Origin of the sequence: Rhodococcus sp. ARC_M5 (genome assembly GCF_022810405.1) — a bacterium.
GTDB lineage: Bacteria > Actinomycetota > Actinomycetes > Mycobacteriales > Mycobacteriaceae > Rhodococcoides > Rhodococcoides navarretei.
Map to the genome: position 1 here is coordinate 280,608 of NZ_JALGQE010000002.1, position 21,143 is coordinate 301,750.

General features: G+C 64.1%; 25 protein-coding genes. 9 read left to right on the forward strand and 16 right to left on the reverse strand.

Translation table 11 applies throughout. From position 1 onward, the window contains the following. Window positions 1-52: 52 nt before the first annotated feature. The 5 genes from MTX34_RS04745 to MTX34_RS04765 all read left to right on the forward strand — a co-directional run bounded on the left by MTX34_RS04745 (window position 53) and on the right by MTX34_RS04765 (window position 2,685). On the forward strand, window positions 53-229 hold the full coding sequence (locus tag MTX34_RS04745) for a hypothetical protein (protein ID WP_243594528.1): 177 nt from the start codon (window positions 53-55) through the stop codon (window positions 227-229). Beyond that, window positions 229-375, forward strand: coding sequence for a hypothetical protein (locus MTX34_RS04750; protein ID WP_243608617.1), 147 nt, complete (start codon window positions 229-231; stop codon window positions 373-375). Before MTX34_RS04745 ends, MTX34_RS04750 begins: the two co-directional genes overlap by 1 nt. A gap of 133 nt (window positions 376-508) precedes the next feature. Next, window positions 509-790 carry a WhiB family transcriptional regulator gene (locus MTX34_RS04755; protein ID WP_243608618.1) on the forward strand — a complete coding sequence of 94 codons (282 nt, stop codon included), beginning with the start codon at window positions 509-511 and terminating at the stop codon, window positions 788-790. 63 nt (window positions 791-853) lie between these two features. Further along, complete coding sequence (locus MTX34_RS04760; protein WP_243608722.1) at window positions 854-1,612, forward strand: HAD-IIA family hydrolase; 759 nt, start codon at window positions 854-856, stop codon at window positions 1,610-1,612. Further along, window positions 1,612-2,685 (forward strand): isochorismate synthase MenF, encoded by a 1,074-nt coding sequence (locus MTX34_RS04765; RefSeq protein WP_243608619.1) that lies wholly within the window; start codon window positions 1,612-1,614, stop codon window positions 2,683-2,685. The genes MTX34_RS04760 and MTX34_RS04765 overlap by 1 nt, the downstream gene beginning before the upstream one ends. Before the next feature lie 5 nt (window positions 2,686-2,690). On the opposite strand, the gene MTX34_RS04770 is transcribed toward MTX34_RS04765, so the two are convergent. The 4 genes from MTX34_RS04770 to MTX34_RS04785 are packed head-to-tail and all read right to left on the reverse strand — an operon-like array spanning window position 2,691 to window position 5,825. Further along, window positions 2,691-3,905: an O-succinylhomoserine sulfhydrylase gene (locus MTX34_RS04770; RefSeq protein WP_243608723.1), complete on the reverse strand. Its 1,215-nt coding sequence runs from the start codon at window positions 3,903-3,905 to the stop codon at window positions 2,691-2,693. 38 nt (window positions 3,906-3,943) lie between these two features. Then, window positions 3,944-4,357, reverse strand: a complete 414-nt coding sequence (locus tag MTX34_RS04775) for a rhodanese-like domain-containing protein (protein WP_243594531.1) — start codon at window positions 4,355-4,357, stop codon at window positions 3,944-3,946. Window positions 4,358-4,402: 45 nt separating this feature from the next. Continuing rightward, window positions 4,403-4,954 (reverse strand): hypothetical protein, encoded by a 552-nt coding sequence (locus MTX34_RS04780; RefSeq protein ID WP_243608620.1) that lies wholly within the window; start codon window positions 4,952-4,954, stop codon window positions 4,403-4,405. A gap of 10 nt (window positions 4,955-4,964) precedes the next feature. Further along, on the reverse strand, window positions 4,965-5,825 hold the full coding sequence (locus MTX34_RS04785) for a TauD/TfdA family dioxygenase (protein ID WP_243608621.1): 861 nt from the start codon (window positions 5,823-5,825) through the stop codon (window positions 4,965-4,967). A gap of 294 nt (window positions 5,826-6,119) precedes the next feature. On the opposite strand from MTX34_RS04785, the gene MTX34_RS04790 reads away from it, so the two are divergent. Further along, window positions 6,120-7,505 carry an FAD-dependent oxidoreductase gene (locus MTX34_RS04790; protein ID WP_243608622.1) on the forward strand — a complete coding sequence of 462 codons (1,386 nt, stop codon included), beginning with the start codon at window positions 6,120-6,122 and terminating at the stop codon, window positions 7,503-7,505. 71 nt (window positions 7,506-7,576) lie between these two features. Here MTX34_RS04790 and MTX34_RS04795 read toward each other — a convergent pair whose 3' ends face one another. Further along, entirely contained in the window at window positions 7,577-8,446 is an 870-nt protein-coding gene (locus tag MTX34_RS04795; protein ID WP_243608623.1) for an SMP-30/gluconolactonase/LRE family protein, read from the reverse strand. A gap of 67 nt (window positions 8,447-8,513) precedes the next feature. Here MTX34_RS04795 and MTX34_RS04800 point away from each other — a divergent pair, with 67 nt between their 5' ends. Beyond that, window positions 8,514-9,248, forward strand: a complete 735-nt coding sequence (locus MTX34_RS04800) for an amidohydrolase (RefSeq protein ID WP_243594536.1) — start codon at window positions 8,514-8,516, stop codon at window positions 9,246-9,248. On the opposite strand, the gene MTX34_RS04805 is transcribed toward MTX34_RS04800, so the two are convergent. Both MTX34_RS04805 and purT read right to left on the reverse strand, forming a co-directional pair. Continuing rightward, on the reverse strand, window positions 9,245-9,727 hold the full coding sequence (locus tag MTX34_RS04805; RefSeq protein WP_243608624.1) for a DUF456 domain-containing protein: 483 nt from the start codon (window positions 9,725-9,727) through the stop codon (window positions 9,245-9,247). The two genes, MTX34_RS04800 and MTX34_RS04805, sit on opposite strands and share 4 nt — an antisense overlap. Before the next feature lie 24 nt (window positions 9,728-9,751). Then, the gene (gene purT, locus MTX34_RS04810) at window positions 9,752-10,948 is read right to left on the reverse strand and encodes a formate-dependent phosphoribosylglycinamide formyltransferase (RefSeq protein ID WP_308198476.1); all 1,197 of its coding nucleotides are present in this window, start codon (window positions 10,946-10,948) and stop codon (window positions 9,752-9,754) included. Window positions 10,949-11,043: 95 nt separating this feature from the next. Between purT and MTX34_RS04815 the strand changes: the two genes are divergently transcribed. After that, window positions 11,044-12,120: a CaiB/BaiF CoA-transferase family protein gene (locus MTX34_RS04815; RefSeq protein WP_243608625.1), complete on the forward strand. Its 1,077-nt coding sequence runs from the start codon at window positions 11,044-11,046 to the stop codon at window positions 12,118-12,120. 83 nt (window positions 12,121-12,203) lie between these two features. Here the strand turns inward: MTX34_RS04815 and MTX34_RS04820 are convergent, their stop codons facing one another. Beyond that, window positions 12,204-13,685 carry a PLP-dependent aminotransferase family protein gene (locus MTX34_RS04820; RefSeq protein ID WP_243608626.1) on the reverse strand — a complete coding sequence of 494 codons (1,482 nt, stop codon included), beginning with the start codon at window positions 13,683-13,685 and terminating at the stop codon, window positions 12,204-12,206. Window positions 13,686-13,776: 91 nt separating this feature from the next. Between MTX34_RS04820 and MTX34_RS04825 the strand changes: the two genes are divergently transcribed. Beyond that, on the forward strand, window positions 13,777-14,301 hold the full coding sequence (locus MTX34_RS04825) for a methylated-DNA--[protein]-cysteine S-methyltransferase (protein WP_243608627.1): 525 nt from the start codon (window positions 13,777-13,779) through the stop codon (window positions 14,299-14,301). Window positions 14,302-14,369: 68 nt separating this feature from the next. On the opposite strand, the gene MTX34_RS04830 is transcribed toward MTX34_RS04825, so the two are convergent. The 8 genes from MTX34_RS04830 to MTX34_RS04865 all read right to left on the reverse strand — a co-directional run bounded on the left by MTX34_RS04830 (window position 14,370) and on the right by MTX34_RS04865 (window position 21,090). After that, entirely contained in the window at window positions 14,370-14,810 is a 441-nt protein-coding gene (locus tag MTX34_RS04830; RefSeq protein WP_243594540.1) for an LGFP repeat-containing protein, read from the reverse strand. 90 nt (window positions 14,811-14,900) lie between these two features. Continuing rightward, entirely contained in the window at window positions 14,901-16,544 is a 1,644-nt protein-coding gene (locus tag MTX34_RS04835) for a signal peptidase I (protein ID WP_243608628.1), read from the reverse strand. Between the two features lie 3 nt (window positions 16,545-16,547). After that, window positions 16,548-17,120, reverse strand: a complete 573-nt coding sequence (locus MTX34_RS04840) for a TasA family protein (protein ID WP_243608629.1) — start codon at window positions 17,118-17,120, stop codon at window positions 16,548-16,550. Window positions 17,121-17,155: 35 nt separating this feature from the next. Next, on the reverse strand, window positions 17,156-17,665 hold the full coding sequence (locus tag MTX34_RS04845) for a hypothetical protein (protein ID WP_243608630.1): 510 nt from the start codon (window positions 17,663-17,665) through the stop codon (window positions 17,156-17,158). Further along, window positions 17,662-18,261, reverse strand: a complete 600-nt coding sequence (locus MTX34_RS04850; protein WP_243608631.1) for a signal peptidase I — start codon at window positions 18,259-18,261, stop codon at window positions 17,662-17,664. The genes MTX34_RS04845 and MTX34_RS04850 overlap by 4 nt, the downstream gene beginning before the upstream one ends. Continuing rightward, complete coding sequence (locus tag MTX34_RS04855; protein ID WP_243608632.1) at window positions 18,258-18,818, reverse strand: hypothetical protein; 561 nt, start codon at window positions 18,816-18,818, stop codon at window positions 18,258-18,260. Before MTX34_RS04855 ends, MTX34_RS04850 begins: the two co-directional genes overlap by 4 nt. A gap of 2 nt (window positions 18,819-18,820) precedes the next feature. After that, a complete protein-coding gene (locus tag MTX34_RS04860; RefSeq protein WP_243608633.1) occupies window positions 18,821-19,375 on the reverse strand; it encodes an alternate-type signal peptide domain-containing protein in 555 nt (184 codons plus the stop codon). A gap of 425 nt (window positions 19,376-19,800) precedes the next feature. Continuing rightward, complete coding sequence (locus MTX34_RS04865; protein ID WP_243594547.1) at window positions 19,801-21,090, reverse strand: adenylosuccinate synthase; 1,290 nt, start codon at window positions 21,088-21,090, stop codon at window positions 19,801-19,803. Between the last annotated feature and the right edge of the window lie 53 nt (window positions 21,091-21,143).

A 21,143-nucleotide genomic window follows, 5' to 3' on the forward strand; every position in this document is an offset into this window, starting at 1 on the left:
TGAGGGCAACCATCATCGGAGTGGTACGAGTACATGGCGTACGACGAGCTTCGTGCAGATCGCATCCGCGACATCCTCTCGGACCAGGAAAGTCTGCGAGCAGAAGATGTTCAGCGGTCTGGCGTTCCCGGTGCGAGACAAGATGGTGGTGTGCGTCGGCACCGGAAAGCGGGCTCTGCTGGTTCGGGTGGATGGAGCCCACCACGCTGTCATGGGACGCGATCGCTGATGGGTGCAGGGTGGATCACCGTCGACGCAGCGGCGCTGAGGAACGAGGCAGCACTGCAGTTCTGGGTCTCCGCGGCTCTGGAGCACAACGCCAACCCACCGAACCCAGCGAACGCAGCAAAGACAGCAAACACAGCGGGCAGGTAGCACCCGTCGACGTTTCCGCCTCGATCCCACGGACCAGGGGCAGTCCGAATCACGCTGATCGGAAGTCTTGCTCGACGCGGAGATTCTCGCGACGATCGGTCGAGTCCATCACTCATCGAGGAACGGGTCAGCCATGGTCGAGCACGTCGAATCTCGGAATTGGCAGATCGACGCACTCTGCCGCGGACAGGACTCGGAGATCTTCTTCTCCCCGTCCGGCGAAGGGCGATCCGCACGCCGCGCCCGGGAGGACCGCGCGAAGCAGGTGTGCGCGGGCTGCGGGGTCGTCGAGCAATGCCGACGGTTCGCACTGGCCGCCAACGAACCGTTCGGAGTCTGGGGCGGAACGACTGCCCGCGAGCGACAACAGCACCGAGCCAACTCCCGACGTAGCGAAGAACTGCAGGCGAGCTGAGTACCGGTAGTAGACAATGGAAGGGTGAGTGAAACCGAGAAGCCTCAGCAGTGGACGTACTTGATGGACATGGACGGCGTTCTGGTTCACGAGGACCATCTGATTCCCGGTGCCGATACGTTCCTCGCCGAGCTGCAGGCCAACGAGATTCCGTTCATCGTGCTGACGAACAATTCGATTCGCACACCCCGCGACCTGCGGGCGCGCCTGGCATTCACCGGCCTGGACATTCCGGAGAAGTCGATCTGGACTTCCGCTCTCGCCACGGCGACGTTCCTGGGTGCCCAGCGGCCCGGGGGCAGTGCGTATGTCGTCGGCGAGTCCGGTCTCACCACCGCGTTGCACGACATCGGCTACACCCTCACCGACTCGAGCCCGGATTACGTGGTGCTCGGCGAGACCCGGACGTATTCGTTCGAGGCGATCACCACCGCCATTCGACTCGTCGAGAAGGGTTCGCGTTTCATCGCCACCAACCCCGACGCCACCGGCCCGTCCCGTGAGGGCTCGTTGCCCGCGACGGGTTCGGTGGCCGCGCTGATCACCAAGGCCACCGGCAAGGAGCCGTACTACGTGGGCAAGCCCAACGCGCTGATGATGCGTTCGGCGCTGCGCGCGATCGGCGGACACTCCGAGAACACGCTCATGATCGGCGACCGGATGGACACCGACGTGCTCTCGGGACTCGAAGCCGGGCTGCAGACCATCCTGGTTCTCACCGGAATTTCGACGGTCCAGTCCGTCGAGCAGTACCCGTTCCGACCCACCAAAGTCCTCGATTCCGTCGCAGACCTGGTGGGCCGCACACAGAACCCGTTCTGATGACACCCGAATTCGTACTCTCCCGCCAGGATCACCACGTCGTCGGACTGGGCGTCCGGCACGCGTTTCCCGATATCGCCGACGCGGTGGCCGCGGTGCGGGCGGGCCGAAATGTCGTCGGCGCACTCCCTTTCGACATGTCCGACGCCACGGCGCTGATCGAGCCGGAGGAGTTCTACCGCCTCGACGGGCCCTGGGCGACCGTGGACGCTCTGCCGTCGCTACCGACGGTGACCGTCTCGCGGCAGATTCCGGAACCGGACGTTCACGTGCAGCGAGTGCGGGCTGTCGTCGAGCAACTCGAAGCCGGTGTCGCGGAGAAGATCGTGCTCGCGCGGGCCATCGAAGTGACGGCGGATTCGCCGATCGAGCCTGCCTCGGTGTTGAGCGCGCTCGTCACGCGTGATCCGATGGGCAACGGCTTCCTGGCCGACCTGTCCACTGCAGGCAAGCCCGGCACCCGCATCGTCGGTGCGAGTCCCGAGTTGCTGGTGCGCAAGCGCGGCACCATCGTCACCTGCCACCCGTTCGCCGGAACGGCAGCGCGCTCCACCGACCCCGACGAGGAAGCACGCATCTCCGCAGCGCTGGCGGCCAGCGCCAAGGACCAAGCCGAGCACCGCTTCGTCGTCGACGAGATCAAGGTAGCGCTGGCACCGTTCTGCGAGACGCTCGATGTGCCCGAGTCACCCCAGTTGAGCAGCACACCTCAGCTGTGGCACCTGTCGACGCCCATCGTCGGTACCCTGGCCGATCCCGCGACGTCCGCGCTCGACCTCGCGCTGGCACTGCATCCCACCGCCGCCGTCGCCGGTGTTCCCCGAGCCGCGGCAATGGCTGCGATCACCGACGTCGAAGGATCTCGAGGCTTCTACGCCGGAGCCGTCGGATGGACGGACGGTAGCGGTGACGGCGAATGGATGGTGACCATCCGCTGCATCGAGCTCTCGCCAGATGGACTGTCGGGCACCGCCACCGCCGGAGGCGGCATCGTCGAGAACTCCGATCCCGACGCCGAACTCGACGAAACCACCGCGAAGTTCAGAACGGTGCTCAGCGTCTTCGAGCGCTGACCCGGCTACTTCAACGCCTGATCCAGATCTCCGATCAGATCCTCGGTGTCTTCGAGGCCGATGGAAATGCGCACGACGCCGTCGGTGATCCCCACTGCCGCACGCCCTTCCGGACCCATCGCGCGGTGCGTTGTGGTCGCCGGGTGGGTGATCAGCGACTTGGAGTCACCGAGGTTGTTGGAGATGTCGACGATACGCAGTGCGTCGAGCACCTCGAAGGCGCGCTTCTTGCCCTCTCCCTCGGGGGCGTCGAGCTCGAACGTGACGACGGTACCGCCGCCCGACATCTGCGACTTGGCCAGCTCGTACTGCGGATGTGACTGCAGGAAGGGATATTTCACCCAGCGCACCGACGGATGGCCTTCGAGGAATTCGGCGATCTGCAGTGCGGAGTTCACCGAATGCCGCACCCGCACCGGCATCGTCTCGAGTCCCTTGAGCAGCGTCCAGGCATTGAACGGACTCAGCGCAGGGCCGGTGTGCCGCATCAGGGTCTGCACCGGTCCGTCGATGTACTCCTTCGATCCGAGGATCGCACCACCGAGCACCCGCCCCTGACCGTCGATGTGCTTGGTGCCCGAGTACACCACCACATCGGCACCGAGTTCCAGGCTGCGCTGCAGCAACGGCGTCGCGAATACGTTGTCCAACACCACCGTTGCGCCGGCGGCATGAGCCAGCTCGGATACGCGTCGAACATCGACCAACGACTGCATCGGATTGGACGGGGTCTCGAAGAACACGGCCGTCGTCGGCACCGACAGCGCCTGCTCCCACTGCTCGAGGTCTTCGCCGTCGACGAACACAGTCTCGACACCCCAGCGCGGCAGAATCTCGTTGCAGACGACGAAGCAGGAACCGAAAAGGCTACGCGCAGCGACCAATCGGTCACCGGCCTTCAACAGTGCGCCGAGTGCGGTGAACACCGCGGACATCCCACTCGAGGTACCGAAGCACGCCTCGGCCCCCTCGATCAACCGCAGCCGCTCCTCGAACATCTTCACCGTCGGGTTGCCGTAACGCGAGTACACGAAGTGATCGATGTCGCCGGTGAAGGCCTGCTCGGCTGCGCCGGCACTCTCGTAGACGAAACCCGAAGAGAGATACAGCGCTTCGGCGTTCTCGTCGAAACCGGATCGCATCAAGCCGCCGCGTACCCCGAGCGTTGCCTGACCCACACCCTCGGGTAACGGCTTGTCGAATCCCCCACCTCGTGGAATCCCCTTGTCGCTTCGCTCCTGCCCGCCGCCCGGAATACTCACGACTGCCTCCAGGGCAACCCGACCGCACGCCACCCCACGGCACCGCGATGACCGTCGGCGTCGGTGGCACCTTCGAAGCCGTCGAGCACGTTGTAGGACGGGCCGATTCCTGCAGCCGTCGCGGCCTCGGCGGCACCGATGGACCGCTGACCGGAGCGGCACAGGAACACCACCGGTCGTTCCCCGTCCACGCCTGCGGCTTTCAGGTCTTCGACGAAGTTGGTGTTTCTGGCACCGTCGGGGAAGCTGACCCACTCGATCAGATGTGTCGGACGCTCGATACCGGAGGTGTCCGGAACGCCGACATACTGCCACTCGGCGCGCGTCCGAACGTCCACGAGCACGGCCTCGGGGTTGCTCTGCAGCAATTCCCATGCGGCTTCCGGGGTTATGTCACCTGCGTAGGTCACTTGCTCAGCCTTCCGTCACTTGCTGCTACGTCACACATACCAAGATCAGACATTGCACACCAGCCACTTGTCGTCGACACGGACGAAGTTCCACACGTCGTCGGTCTGCACTCCGGATTTCTCTTCCTTCAGCGGGACCGTGACCATTCCGCGGTCGCCGTTGACCTGATACTCGGACGGCACACCGTCGATGGACGTTTCGCCGTTGCGCTCGACCTCGCCGGCCCGATCGGTTCGGTACTGCGCATCGTCACCCGGAATCAGGCGCTCGACCTGATCGAAACAGGTATTCCGGCGGAGCAACTCCGCATCTCCGGTGTTCTGCGCTTCGAGGAAGCCGTCGAGGCTGTCGGTGAGCAGCTGGGCCTGTGTCACGTTGTCCTCGGCGGGCGCGAACTTCGAAGCTGCGAAGATGCCGACGAGCAACACGACGACGATGCCGACAGCGATGATGAACGGCCACGCGGTGGGCGCACGCTGCTCTCCGGAATCGGCAGCGGCCTTCGACGCGTTGTTGCGCGCTTCCTCACGACTGTCGACCCACTGCTGCCTACGTTCACTCCACGACGCCATGACGGCAATCTTCCTCGATCCCACGGGCTCAGCACTATCGGGGGCCGACCGGGATGTCTCCTCGTAACGTGATGCGGTGCATCGTGCGGCGCTCGGTGCCGTAGTCGCGGTTGGCGTAGTGCGAAGTACTGCGGTTGTCCCACAACACCAGATCGCCCAATCGCCAGCGGTGCCGCACGATGTGTTCGGGCTTGGTCAGGTGCGCGTACAGCAGATCCAGGATCCCGCGACTCTCGGCCTCGGACACCCCCACGATGTGGGAGGTGAAACCCGGATTGACGAACAGCCCCTTGCGGCCGGTTTCCGGATGGACCCGCACGACGGGATGTTCGACGGGAACAAGCGCGGTGACTTCCTTGCCGTCCCACACGTTGCCTTTTCCGCCGCGCTTCTGCGCGAGGTAGTAGCCGAATTCTCGGTTGCCGTCGTGGATTGCCGTGAGTCCGTCGATCATGCGGCGAACCGGTGCCGACAGCGACTCGTAGGCGAGCTGACTGTCGGCCCAGTTGGTGTCACCGCCGTGCGGGGGCAGGACGACGGGACGCAGGATCGACCCCATCGGCGGGCGTTCCATGAACGTGACGTCGGTGTGCCAGACGTCGGCGAAACCGTTGTCCTGACTGTCCAACGCGTACACCTCGGGGGCGACGTGGCCGCTGTCGTGCACCGGATGACCTGCGGTGAGGTCACCGAGTCTGCGACCGAATTCGATGTGTGCCGCGTCGTCGAATGCCTGCCCGCGCAGCACCAGGACCTTGTGTTCGACGAGGGCGCGGCCCACGGCATGAACCTGCGCATCGGTCGCCGAGGCGACGTCCAGGCCGATGACCTCGGCGCCGAACGACGGGCCGAACTTGTCGAGAGTGAGCGTGGTGGTCTGTTCCAGGGTGGTCATGTGTCCTCGAATCTGTGCACGGCGAGAGGGCTGATCCAGGCAGCGCTGCCGTCGAAAGAGGGTCCCGTCCTGTTCAGGGAGGGGAAGGGCGTCGGGTCAGGTCACCGACAACACATGTTGGTGCAGGTACGACAGAAGTCGACGGTGAACCGTCGGACCAGGTATGTCGTCTGCACAGAGCAATTCCTACCGGAAACCGGGAAATCCGGCAAGTTGCCCACTGCCCCAGCTCAGGTTGTCCTTAATTTATGCTGGGGTGTCCGCACTTCCCTCGAAGAAGGTAGCTCGCTGCACATGACTGATCAGACTCGTCCACTCCGCGTCGCCATCGTCGGTGCCGGACCGGCCGGCATCTATGCCGCCGATGCGCTCATGAAGTCCGACCACAATGTCAGCGGACCGGGCGTGAGCATCGACCTCTTCGAGCGGATGCCTGCCCCCTTCGGGCTCATTCGCTACGGCGTCGCCCCCGACCACCCGCGCATCAAGGGCATCATCACCGCCCTGCACAAGGTGCTCGACAAGCCGCAGGTCCGCCTGCTCGGCAACATCGACTACGGCAACGACATCACCCTCGACGACCTACGTCGCTTCTACGACGCCGTCATCTTCTCCACCGGCGCCAACGCCGACCGCGCCCTCAACATCCCCGGTATCGACCTCGAGGGCAGCTACGGCGCGGCCGATTTCGTCTCCTGGTACGACGGGCACCCCGACGTGCCGCGCACCTGGCCCCTCGACGCCGAGAAGGTCGCCGTCCTCGGTGTCGGCAACGTCGCCCTCGACGTCGCACGCGTCCTCGCCAAGACCGGTGACGAACTGCTCCCCACCGAAATCCCCGCCAACGTCTACGACGGCCTCAAGGCCAACAAGGCCATCGAGGTGCACGTCTTCGGACGCCGCGGACCCGCCCAGGCCAAGTTCACCCCGCTCGAGCTGCGCGAGCTCGACCACTCGCCCAACATCGAGGTCATCGTCGCCCCCGAGGACATCGACTACGACGAGGGCTCCGAGCAGGCCCGCCGCAGCTCCAAGCAGATCGACATGGTCGCCAACACCCTCCAGGACTGGGCCATCCGCGACGTCGGCAACCGCCCGCACAAGCTGTTCCTGCACTTCTTCGAATCCCCCCACGAGGTCCTCGGCGAGGACGGCAAGGTCGTCGGCCTACGCACCGAACGCACCGAGCTCGACGGCACCGGCAACGTCAAGGGCACCGGCAAGTACAACGACTGGGACGTCCAAGCCGTCTACCGCGCAGTCGGCTACCTCAGCCAGAACATCAGCGAGCTCCCCTTCGACGAGCAAGCCGGCACCATCCCCAACGAGGCCGGACGCGTCGTCGAGTCCCCGCACTCCACCACACCCGTTCCCGCCACGTACGTCACCGGCTGGATCAAGCGCGGACCCGTCGGCCTCATCGGCCACACCAAGGGCGACGCGAACGAGACCGTCGCGAACCTGCTCGAGGATGCGCCGAGCTTCGCCGGTGCGGCCGAGCCGGATCTGGACGCGGTCACCTCGTTCCTCGAAGGCAAGCAGGTCCCCTTCACCACCTGGGATGGCTGGTACCGCCTCGACGCGCACGAGCGTTCACTCGGCGAGCCCGAAGGCCGCGAACGCGTGAAGGTCGTCGAGCGCGAGGACATGCTGAAGGCATCCGAGCCCGACAAGGCCTAGAGCGGCTGGCGCCGCATGTGAGCGGAACTTCGTAGCCCACTACGAAGTTCCGCTCACATGCGCGAAGCGCTCTAAACCCGAACCGCCAACAACTTTCCCTCGGTTTCGATTTTGCGTTGATGCTCGTTGAAATCCGGTGCAGCGCAGACGAACAGCGTGCGGCCGTCGGATCCGCCGAGTCCGCAGGCGAAAACCCCGAGATCGAAATCGAGTTGCTGAAGAATCTCACCGCCCTGAGCGACGTGCAGCACCCGCTGCCCCAGCGCGTCGGCGATCCACATGGTGCCGTCGGTGTCGATGCAGCACCCGTCGGCCGCCACTTTCACCTCGCCGATGGCCGTCGCCATATCCGTCGACGTCGGTAGTTCGCCGAACTTCGCCCAGTCGCGCCGCTCCCCCAACGATCCGTCCTCGGCGATGTCGAAAGCACTGACCCGGTTGCCGACCGTCTCGTCCACGAGCAGTTCGCCCGAAGCCGTGAACGCCATCCCGTTGGGAAAATACAGGTCCGACGCCACGACGTGCGCGGAACCGTCCGGGTCGACGCGAATCAGATCGGCCGTCTCGACGGGCGCGAAGTTCATCAGATCGAAGCCGAAGTTCCCGATGTACGCGCGGCCCTGGGCGTCGACGAGCATGTCGTTGAGGTTCGCCCGAACATACGTCGACAGATCGGCGTGCACGGTCAGCGAGCCGTCGTTCTCACGCAGTAGCAGTTTGTAATCGCGCATCGACACGATGAGCAGCCGGCCGTCGGGCAACCACCCCAGACCCGACGGCTGATTGGGCACCTCGGCTTCGACCCGTACGTCGGTGCCGTCTTCGAGGGCGGATACGACGCGATGGCTGTAGAAGTCCGATACCCAGATCCTCCCCTCGTGCCAGCGCGGACATTCGAAGTAGGTGTATCCATCGAGAACGACTGTGGTCTCCGGTTTCATGTTTCGAATTCAAACACCACGACCGGTGGCCGCGACGCCGAATGCGCGAGCTGGCATGCTGGGGGCCGTGTTCGACGCCCACCTACACATCATCGACCCGAAGTTTCCGCTCATCGAGAACCACGGTTTCCTGCCCGATCCGTACACGATCTCGAACTACCTCTACGACGTCGACGGGCTCGGTATCACGGGCGGTGCGGTGGTGTCGGGATCGTTTCAGGGCACCGACCAGACCTACCTACTCGCTGCACTCGAGACTTTGGGACGCGGCTGGGTCGGCGTCACCCAGATCGATCCGGAGTGTTCCGACGAGGACATCGTCGCGTTGAACGACGCGGGCGTGCGCGGAATGCGGTTCAATCTCAAGCGCGGCGAGACCGACGTCGAGATGCTCACCACCCAGGCACGTCGCGTGCACGAATTGGTGGGGTGGCACGCCGAGCTGTACGTCGACGCGTCCCTGCTGCTCTCGCTGGAACCGATCCTCGCGAAACTTCCGGCGGTGAGCATCGATCACCTGGGTCTGTCCACGCAGGGACTTCCGTATCTTCTCGACCTCGTGGACCGCGGAGTACGCGTCAAGGCAACAGGATTCGGCCGAGTGGACCTGGACATCGTCGACACGCTGCAGAAGATCCACCGCGTGAATCCGGCAGCGTTGATGTTCGGCACCGATCTACCGGGTACCCGCGCTCCGCGTCCGTTCTCGGAGACCGACATCGACATCATCTCCCATGCCGTCGGCGGCGACCTACCAGCCGTGCTCGACGGTAATGCCCGGGCCTGGTACCGCGTCACTTAGACGAAGAGAGCTCCGCCGAGCCACACCGCCGAGGCGAGCAGGGCACCGAACAGCTCCACCAGAATCGACAACCCGGCGGCCTTGGTGGCGTGCACCGTGGACCGCCATGCCTCGGAATGATTGCGGTGCCTGGGAATTTCGGCCACGTAGACGCCGGCGATGAAGCCGATGAACAGCCCGACGACAGGTATCACGAAGAACCCGACGATGCCGAGCAGACCGCCGACCATCAGCGATCGCATCGGTACTCCGGCCTCCCGCATGCGCCGGCCCGGCCAGGTGTACTTCACCACGCCACTCAGAACCAGCAGCACCGTCGCGATCGCGAACACGGTCCAGGCGGCGGCTCCGCCGGTGAACCACGCCCACACACCGACGGCAGCGAAGATCAGGATGGTGCCGGGCAGAATCGGCACCACGATGCCGACGAGGCCCACCAGAATCACCAGGCCGACCAGGACTTCTCCGAGCGCGCTCATGGGCCAAGTCTGCCCTGTATCGGGTCAGGCGACGGGATGCACCTTGCCTGCGGCCTCGCGTGCCCTGTTGCGAGCAGTCTCGACGTCCGAGGCCGTCGACACCGCAACCCCCATCCGACGCCGGACGAAACTCGTCGGCTTGCCGAACAGGCGCAGGTCGGTCTCGGGGACGGCCAACGCATCGGCGACGCCGTCGAAGTGGATGCCATCCGCATCGACTCCGCCGTAGATCACCGCGGATGCACCGGGTGAGAGCAGCGTCGTGTCGATCGGCAGACCGAGAACGGCGCGGGCATGCAGCTCGAACTCCGAGAAGCGTTGCGTGCGAAGCGTCACCAGACCCGTGTCGTGCGGCCGCGGACTGACCTCGGAGAAGTACACGTTGTCGCCCTGAACGAACAGCTCGACGCCGAACAACCCACGCCCACCGAGCGCCGTCGTGATCCGCTCGGCAACATCACGCGCACCCGCCAGGGCCGCGTCGGACATCGGTTGGGGTTGCCAGGATTCGATGTAGTCACCGGATTCCTGGAGGTGCCCGATCGGCTCGCAGAACGACGTTCCGTTGGCCGCTCGGACGGTAAGAAGTGTTATCTCGTAATCGAAATCGACGAATCCCTCGACGATGACGCGACCGAGATCGACACGGCCACCCTTCAGCGCGTAGTCCCACGCAGCCTCGACATCGTCCTCGCTGCGCACGACGGACTGACCCTTGCCCGACGACGACATGACCGGTTTGATGACAGCAGGAAAGCCGATGGTGGACAACGCTTCTCGAACATCGTCCAGCGAATCGGCGAACGCATAGGGCGACGTCGGCAGCCCGAGCTCCTCGGCCGCGAGACGCCTGATGCCCTCGCGGTTCATGGTCAACTGCGTCGCCCGGGCCGTGGGAATCACGACACTCCGGCCTCTGGCTTCGACCTCGGCCAGGGCATCGGTGGCGATGGCCTCGATCTCCGGCACCACGAAGTCCGGCTGCTGCGAATCGATCAGTGCCAGAAGTTCTTCGGAGTTGCTCATGTCGATCGTGAATGCATGATGGGCGACCTGATGGCCGGGAGCATTGTCGTAGCGATCGACGGCAATCACCTCGACGCCGAGGCGCTGGAACGCGATGATCACCTCTTTGCCCAGCTCACCCGAGCCGAGCAGCATCACCCGGGTGGCCCCGGGAGTGAGCGGAGTACCGATACGGACGGGATCTGGGGCAGTCACAGCCCTATTATCCACACCCACATCACTTGGACGCCCTAGTACAAGTTAGTCTCCATTCACAATCGCAGCTGACGAGTCGGAACGAGGCAACAAACGTGGCTAACACTGGTGGACCGCTGGCAGGGCTCCGCATCGTCGAACTCGCGGGCATCGGCCCCGGCCCACACGCCGCACTGCTGCTGGCAGACCTCGGTGCAGACGTGGTGCGCGTCCAGCGCGCCGGGCAGATCTCTCCTCACGACCACCAGCTGCGCAGCCGCACCATCGTCGAGGCCAACCTCAAGGACCCGGCCGACATCGAGAAGGTGCTCGGTCTCGTCGAACGCGCAGACGTGCTGATCGAGGGTTTCCGCCCCGGCGTCACCGAGCGCCTCGGCCTCGGACCCGACGACACCCTCGCCCGCAACCCGCGCCTGGTCTACGGGCGCATGACCGGCTGGGGCCAGGAAGGCCCCTGGGCGCAGACCGCAGGCCACGACATCAACTACATCTCCGTCACCGGCGTACTGAATGCCATCGGCCGCGAGGGTGAGCGGCCCGTGCCGCCGCTGAACATGGTCGGCGACTTCGGCGGCGGCTCGATGTTCCTCGTCTTCGGCATCATGGCCGCGCTCTACGAGCGCCAGAATTCCGGACAGGGACAGGTGGTCGACGCGGCCATGGTCGACGGCACCGCAGCACTCTCGCACATGATCTGGGCCTGGCGCGGCGTCGGCGCGTGGAGCGACGAGCGTGGTACCAACCTGCTCGACACGGGCGCTCCGTTCTACGACACCTACGAGACCTCCGACGGCCAGTACATGGCAGTCGGCTCGCTCGAACCACAGTTCTACGCGCAGTTGCTCACCGGCCTCGGCCTCTCCGATGCGGACCTGCCGCCGCAGATGGACAAGTCTCGTTGGCCGGAGTTGCGCGAAAAGTTCGTCGCTACATTCCTGTCCAAGACCCGTGACGAGTGGACCGCGATCTTCGACGGCACCGATGCGTGTGTGTCACCGGTCCTCACCTTCGCCGAGGCCCCGAACCACCCGCACATGAAGGATCGCGACTCGCTCATCGACGTCGGCGGCGTCACGCAGCACCGTCCGGCACCGCGGTTCTCCCGCACCGAAAACGGGGTCCCGACGCCACCGCCCGCCACGGCAACCGATATCGCCTCGGTCTGGGCGTAACCGCTCGCGCCGAACTCGAAGTTGTGGACGCTTTCGGCTCATTTCCATCCATAACTTCGAGTTCAGGGTCAGAACACAGCCGCTCAGAACACCAGGGCCGGCTGCTCCGCCTCGGCGCTGGGAGCGAGGGCTCGATACGCCCCGGCCGTTGCGGCGACGGCGGCCCGAAGCTCTTGCGGCTCACGGGTATACGGCAACCGGATATGACGCTCGAATGCACCCTCGACGCCGAATCGTGGACCCGCAGCCAGCACCGCCCCGAACGCCGGAGCAGTAGCGGCGAGCGCACTCGACACCGGAGCAGGCAGCTGCAGCCACAGCGACATTCCGCCCTCGGAGCGGCGATAGCGCCAGTCCGGAAGATGTTCGGCCAGAGCATCTTCGAGTACGTCACGGCGCTCACGTAGTTGCGATCGACGAAGTTCGAGCGCTGGTTCGGCGTCCTGCAGTAGGAAAGAGGACGCCAACTGATCCATGATCGAGGTGCCGAGGTCGTGCGCTGCCCGCGAGCCGGCCAGCTGCGAGACGAGCGACGGATGCGCCCTGATCCACCCGATGCGCAGCCCGCCCCAGAACGACTTGGACGCAGAGCCGATCGTGACGATATCGGAGCCCGAGACCCGCCCGAACGACGCAACCGGCGGCGGCGGCGGAGCGTCGAGCCACAGGTCAACCATCGTCTCGTCGACGATGAGCGTCATACGGGTGTCGCGGGTGATGCGTGCGAGTTCGGCCCGCCCCTCGGCATCGAGCACCTGACCGGTGGGATTGTGGAAATCCGGAATCAGATACGCGACCTTGGCGGCGGTCTGCCGTGCGGCACTGCGAATCCCGTCGAGATCCCAGTCACCGTTCGCAGGACGGACCGGCACCGGCACCGGCCGGGCACCCACCCTTCTGATCGCTTCGAGGGCATTGGGATACGTCGGGTGATCGATGAGTACCCGATCACCGGGCGACGTCAACGTGCCCAGCAGCAGCCGAACCGCTTGCTGCGCACCGGACGTCACCATGATCTGATCCGCCGTCGTCGGCAGGCCACGTGCGACGAAGCGTTGTGCGATGGCCTCCCGCAGCACCGCCAGTCCGATCGGTTCCATGCCGTGCGTCGGAAGATACGTCGGAAGTGCTTGCAGCGCAGATTCGTACGCGGCGGTCATGGTGCCGTCTGCAGCGGACATCGCCGCGTGAGACATGTCCACCACCGGACCTGAGGGCGACGTCGACTGAATCAACAGTCCGTTCGGGGTGGGTGCAGCGGGGAGGGCGACGGTACTGCGCGATCCCTGCTTGCTGATCAAATAACCCTCGTCTCGCAACACCGCGTACGAGGATGTGATGGTGGTGCGACTGAGATCGAGAGCCGCCGACAGATCACGCTCGCTGGGCAGACCGACTCCGAGCGGAATTCGGCCGTCGTGAATGAGCAGACGGACGCCATCGGCCAACGCACGATACGTCGGACGCGACGCCTTGCGCCTCCCGGATCCATCGGAGGACGCGTCGCCGCGCCAGCTGCCGAGATCGCGGGCCAGTGACGTTGCGTTGAGAACTCTCGAGGCCATGCTTTCCAGTATTCGCCCACTGGCCTCTGATATTCAAGTCCATTCTTGGTTCAACTGGACTGCCGAAGTGGTACGGGTGGATACTGGACCCATGCCGAGCTGCACGCTCTTCGACACCGCCATCGGCCGCTGCGGCATCGCCTGGACCGAGGACGGAGTGGTTGCCGTCGCCCTGCCCGAACCGTCGGACGAGGCGATGCTGGACTACCTGTCCGGCTTCGGTGCCGTTCAGGGACCGGCCGACGGACTCGCGGGCGACGCGATCGAGCGAATCGTCGCCCTGCTCGATGGACGGGCAGTCGATATGAGCCCGATTCCGCTGGTCCTCGACGTCTCCGAGTTCGACGCCTCGGTATACACCGTGTGCAGCGAGATTCCGCGGGGCGCGACGCTGACCTACGGCGACGTAGCTCGCCGACTCGGCTATCCCGGCGCGGCGCAAGCAGTGGGCGGGGCGCTCGGGCGCAATCCGGTGCCGATCATTGTCCCGTGCCATCGAGTACTCGGCGCGGGTCGGGAAGTCGGCGGGTTCTCGGCACCCGGTGGCACGAACACCAAACAACGAATACTCGGGATCGAGGGAGTACCGGGATTCGACGAGCCGACACTGTTCTGAATTGACCTCGCCGCTATTCGGACTCTCGGTTTGAATAGACCGCCAAAAACGGGGACGGGGAATGTAATTTATGCCGATATCTCGAAAGATGGGATGGAGCTGCCGACCGTCGATACCAAAGCCGCTTCCGGCCCGGGACTGACGTCCGTTTCCTCCGCACTACCGCCGATCGTGAAAGCGCCGACACCGGGCAACCACCCGATGGCTCCGCGCTGAAAGAGGTTGTATCGACCGGAGCCGGTGGGTGTCGGGCGCTCGTTGCTGATCGGATAGCCAAGTGCGCCATAGGGTCCCCCGTGACCGAGGTACCAATCGAGAATGGGGCCGTGCACTTCATGGGCTCCACCCTCGGGAAGGGCGAACACGGTCGCGTGTGTGAATTCGAGCATTCCCCCGCCCTCGGGACCGAGCATGAATTCACCGGCCTGAGCACCGATCCAGGGATGTTCGTAAGCGAAGCGATCAAATTGGTAGCTGAAAACTTCCAATCCGTTGTAATTGTCAGTCATAGCCCGACCTTCCGTCGCTTTACCTGGACTCGATTATCCACAAAGACGGCCAGATGCGCAGTTCGATTCGGACATATATGTAAGAGTTCGCTAATTCAACAGCGCGAGAATCTCCGACGGAATCTGATCCGTTGCCGTCGGATCGACCACCGACCGGGACCACGAACCGCCGCTGCCGTCGAGACGAACGAGCTGATCCGGACCGAGTAGCCACAGCTGATCCCCAGCCGACCAATTGACGCCGTAGCCGTATGCCTCACTGGACGAGGCGGGAGCGCTGTACTGAACTGCGCCGGTCGTGTCGACGATCTGCAGAGTCGGAGAGCCGTCGATGTCGACGACCTGGGCAGTCGACGCCCCCGACGGCGAGGTCTGCGGGGTGGACAAAGCCACCGGAGCCGGCGGGGTAGTCGTGGTCTCTTCCGGTGGCGGTGCCGGGGCGGCGGCAGGTGTGTCGGTGGTGGTTGGCGGGGTAGTCGTTGTTGTCGGAGGGACGGTCGTCGTTGTCGGAGGGACGGTCGTCGTTGTCGGAGGGACGGTCGTCGTTGTCGGAGGGACGGTCGTCGTTGTCGTCGGCGCAGCCGATGGCAGAGATCCCGTGGTGGTCGGAACTGTCGTCGAGGGTCCAGACGGAACCAGTTCCTCCGGCGCAGTGCGCGCCTGTCGGCCTGCACTGGGGCACCGCACAGTCGGCAGTGCGAGCCCCAAGGCCGCTGCCATCGTGAGACTGACAGGCGAGCTCGGTTGCGACAGCCGGGTTCCAGAGACTGTTTGGACCGTGAAAATCCACGTGCCCGTGCGGGTACCAAGTAGAAGCCCGCCGTTGGTGATGTCCACCGACGTTCCCGTTACCGCTTCGACACGATCGGCCTGCCCGTTCTGCGGTGACCTTGTGATCGTCCATCGGTAGGTGAATCCGGTGCCGGTCGGTGCAGTCCACGACATTCTCACGTGATCGCCCAAACCTAATAAGCCATTGCGGTTTATGCAGTTCACACCAGTGGGTACGGGAACCGGCGGCAGGGCGGTAGTGAAGGTGCCGCTGGTCGCTGATATCGAGTCCGTCCATGCTGCAACAGTTGTCGGGGCATTGGCAGAGGCGACTCCGACAGCGCCGACGGTTGCGACTGCGATCGCAACCGTCAGTGTCGACCTGGAATGTCGCCCACCGGACATCTTCGAAGCCGCTTCTCCGACTGCTCCGGTCGACTCGGTCCGCTTCCTGTCGCGCGGCCTCCAGGCCACCATGAGAAGCACACCGACGAGGACACCTCCGGCGAACGCTGCAACCGGACCGCTCAGCCAGGTAACGACGTAGCCGAGCTTGGGTGCGCTGACCAGAACCCTGTCTGCCTCGGTGACGACGTAGGTTTCGAGGTCGGGTTCGGCGTTCGCGTCACCCTTCAGGGTCAACGCTGCGGTTCCGGCGACCTCGTTCACGGCCACGACTCGGTGGGTAATTCTGTCACCCGCAGCGTTGGTCACGTTGACGACATCCCCGACTCGAATGTCTTCCGCTGGCACCGTCCTGCTCAGCGCTAGGGCTCCAGTCTCGATCTCAGGAGCCATCGACCCTGAACGGAAGACCAGCGGAGTGAAGCCGAACAGCAAGGCTCCCACGGCCGCCGCGACACAGACGAGGCCCGCAAGGGCACCGATGGTCAGGGCGAACTCGCGCAGCAATCGACTGGGCCGTGGGCCGTCGGGCTCGACTTCTTTCGGAATGTCGGTCATGGGCTAGGTCGACGTCGCTTCGAACGAGTAGTTGATCGATCCGGACGCCGCGGGATTCGGCACCGAAGTACCCAAAGGCATCGTGACGCTCATACACATCGGCGCGTTGACACCTGCACCAAGAGGAACGTTGGCATCGGTGCCGCTCAACTTGAGCGGCTGCGCAGTCAGCGTCAGAGGGGCAAGCGTCCCGACAAGCGACCCGGTGCACGCGTTGCCCGTAGCCGTCCCAGTGTAGAACGACGTGCTGAGCACGGCTCCGATCGAAGCACCGGAGGCAGCGGCTGTGATCTTGTAGTTGAACGGGACAGTGCCTGCATTGTTGACAATGATGTCGGCAGCCAGAGTGTCCCCGGGTACGAGGTTGAGTTTGTTCAGAGTTGACATGGTTGCCTGGGCATTCGAACCGTTGAGCTGGATATCGATGCGCCCCGTCGTGAATACACCCGACGTCGCCGTTGCCGTATCCGACCATGCAGCAAGGGTTCCCACCGCGCCGAGGCCGAGCACGATGCCGATCGACATGATTGCCCGGGCGCGAGCGCTGATAAGCGCCAGACCGATGCGGCGCAGCACGCTCGAAGAACGAGAATCACTACCGTGACGCGCCATCAGGGCTGCGCCCCTTCCATTTCCGCCCGCGCACCCGAAAATTCCGGGCACTCGGAGCTGTTGCTGTTGTCCCACTGCACAACGAGATCAACTGCAGCAGAGGAGGAGCGGGTCTCGTTTCCGGCAGCTTCGGCCATTGCGATCGTGGCGTCGATGCGCTTCTTCTGCCCGGCCGCGAGGTCGATCCACGCGCAGGATTCTGCCGACTCGCCGCCACCGATCGAGACGCTCAGGGATCGGAGGAACGCCGGGTTGTCGCTGTCGAAAGTCAGCCAGAGCCGTCCGTCCCGGTCGGTGTCGTTGAACACGTGGAACTGTGATTCACGCGCATCGCCGGGAACCCACCGAATATCGTTGTCGAAGAATGCGCTTCGAAGGGTCGCCGCCCACTCCCTCCCGTCGTCGCTGTACTTGACGGTCTGCGCGCGGGTCGATCCGGCACCGAGGAACAACACGACTGCGACGCCGGCGAAAACGGCCGTGCAGGCGACAAAGGTGCTGTGCCTCACGGCGACTCCTCCTTCCGACTCCGGTGGCGATCGACACCAGCCCCGACGAACATGAACAGTGCATACCCGACCAAACCGACGACAATGACGGTCACCGTGATTTTCCGTTGTTCCCCGTTCAGCCAGTTGTTGACGTAGCCCATGTACGGCACCGAGTACCAGACTTTTCCGCGAATCTGCCCGATCTGCACCGGGTTCTCGTCGTCCGATCCGTTGTTGTCGCCGCGAGTGACATAGGTGGTGATACCTCGTCCGCTCTGCTGGGTCGCCACGATGCGGTGAGTCACCACTTCGGGTTCGCCCGAACGGATTTGATAGGTGATCGCGGTTCCTACCTCGAGTTCGTCTGCGCCTGCGGGCTCGACCACAACAAGACTTCCCGGTGGATACGACGGCTTCATCGAACTGGTGAGAATCGTGTAAGGCGTCGAACCGGTGACTTTCGGAATAACGACGGTCACCCCGAGAACGAACAACATCGCCGCGAGAAGCGTGTACGACGCGATCCGGCTCACCCACCACCAGACACCGGTCCGGTTCTCCTCGGACACATCCGTCACAGTTTCGATCACGTCTGTGTCGTCGTCGGCATTCATGTCTGGTCCGCTCGGAACGAGAACGCCACCGTCGACGTAGCGTCCTGCGGCGGAGTGGCACCGACGGCGAGCCGGAAGCACCACACTTCGCGGGCACCAGCGGCCAACAGTCTGGCCGCCGGTGGCACCGGAGCTTGCGCACCACTGGCATTCCCGCTGTACAGCTGTGCCGTCGGACCCGTCGGTGCACCTGTCGCCGGGCAATTCGACTCAGCCGAAACAATTGTCGCAGTCAAGACGAGGGGGACTGTTCCGGTCGACGTGGTTCCCTGCAGCCGAAAGTTGAACGGCACGTTGCCGGAGTTCCGTATCGACAGCGGTGCCTGCGAGAAGCCGTTGGGCCCAAGATTCGTCGAACCGAGTGCAGCGAGAACGTAATCGTTCACTTCTGCTCCGTTCGGGCCGACCTTGATGTCCAGCGTGCCGGAGTTGATGGTTCCGCCTGGAACCATCTGCTCGTCACGCCACAGCGCGCCCGTCGTCTGTGCTGATCCGAAGACCACCACAGCGACGGACGCGGCTGCCAGCGCCCAATATCGGCCGTACTTGTTGGTCACTGTCAGGGAAGGGGGCGAACCTGGTCGAGCGTCAGGGTGAAGGCGTTCAGGTCGACGCTCTCGTTCTGCGCGATCAGATCGGCGGTCGCTTGATCGAACGTAATCGTGACCGCGACCGTGATGGTCTGAGGCGATGTGGTCAGCGGTAGGTCCACGGCCGAACCGTTCGGAAGGGACGTTCCACCGTTGACCGATACCTCGGTGTCGAGCGCCGCCGCAAGGTCTGTGTCGCCGGCGACATCGGTGAAGTCAGCGGTGATGGTGGCGCGGAGATTGTCTCCCGCCCAGTTGACCACGTAGTCGGTCGTGTACTCGAGAACGTCGCCGGGCACGATCAAGAACGTCGAGGGATCGGTTCCGAGATCTGCATTCGGAGTGACGGACGTTTCGGTCCAGTTCGCCGTGCCGGCAACCGGATCGAAATTGAGCTCGCCCGAGTCGATCGTGCCACCCGTGACCGTTTCGGTGTCCTGCCACAGTGCATAGGAACCCAAACCACCCAGCAGCAGGACCGCCGCCGCCCCTGCCGCTACTGCACCCTTTGTTGCCTTGTTCATGTGTACGTTCTGCTTTCGTCGTAGGCCTTCGAGAACAGGCCGGTGAGGGGGTGACCCGGTGCGGGTCGGTCGGCCGAAACATGGGCCTCCGCAACTGGTGCGATGCTCATTGTTTCGTCATGGCCAGCTGGCCCGTTACCCAAGTGATAGTAAAAGTCCACGAGACTTTTAAGCCGCATTTTTCGGACTCTTTGTTTACACATTTAGTTCAAGTGTAAAGCGTCGATAGACACGTAAACGGCATTTTCACCAACATCTTCGACCAAAAAAGGGGATAGAAGAGCGGCGGGTCTGTGCGTTGGCCGCAGTTCTTCGCCTTTCAGATTGTTTTCGACTCTTTTTCGGACCGAATTCAGCTCGAGTACCCATGGCACGAAAAAGCCCCGAGGCCGCATGCCTCGGGGCTTCGATCTCGACCGGACTGCCTACCGCAGAATGTCCCGGCGAACGATGGTTTCGTCGCGTCCCGGTCCCACGCCGATGCACGACATGTACGCACCCGAGAGCTCCTCGAGACGCAGCACGTAGTTCTGCGCGTTGATCGGCAGTTCCTCGAAGGTGCGGGCACCGGAGATGTCTTCCCACCAACCGGGCATCTCTTCGTAGATCGGCTTCGCGTGATGAAAACCGGTCTGTGTCATCGGCATCTCGTCGTGTCGCACACCATCCACGTCGTACGCGACACAGATGGGGACCGTGTCCAGGCTCGACAGCACGTCGAGTTTGGTCAGGAAGTAATCGGTGATGCCGTTGACGCGGGTGGCGTATCGCGCGATTACGGCATCGAACCACCCTGTGCGACGTCCGCGACCGGTGGTGACGCCCACCTCGCCGCCCTGCTTGGCCAGGTACTCACCGTGATTGTCGAACAGCTCCGTCGGGAACGGTCCCGACCCGACACGCGTCGTGTAGGCCTTCAGGATGCCGAGGACGGTCCCGATCTTGTTGGGGCCGATACCCGAACCGACCGATGCACCGCCGGCCGTCGGGTTCGAGGACGTGACGTACGGGTACGTGCCGTGATCGACGTCGAGCAGCGTGCCCTGCGATCCCTCGAGAAGAATGGTCTCGCCGCGCTCGAGCGCCAGGTTGAGCTGCAGCCTGGTGTCGGTGATGCGGTGCTTGAAACCCTCTGCTTGCTCGAGCACCTCGTCGACGACCTGCTGCGAATCCAGCGCACGCCGGTTGTAGATCTTCGAGAGCACCTGATTCTTGAATTCCAGAGCGGCTTCGACCTTTTGGGTCAAAATCTTCTCGTCGAGCACATCGGCGGCTCGGACTCCGACGCGGGCGATCTTGTCCTGGTAGCAGGGCCCGATGCCGCGGCCGGTGGTGCCGATCTTCTTGGCACCGAGGAAACGCTCGGTCACCTTGTCGATGGCCACGTGGTACGGCATGATCAGGTGCGCATCGGCACTGAGCAGCAGGTTCGTGGTATCGACGTCGCGCTTCTCGAGTCCGTCGAGCTCGGTGAGCAGCACACCCGGATCGACGACGACGCCGTTGCCGATGACGTTCTTCACGCCCGGTGTGAGGATTCCCGACGGAATCAGGTGCAGCGCGAACTTGTCGCCGTTCGGCAGAACCACGGTGTGGCCGGCGTTGTTGCCGCCCTGGTAGCGAACTACCCACTGGAGGCGCTCACCGAAAAGGTCGGTGGCCTTGCCTTTGCCCTCGTCGCCCCACTGGGCGCCGATCAGGACTATCGCCGGCATGTGCTCTCCTACGTTGCTTTCGTGCGAGGACGTGCTGCAAGTTTTGCTCGGTC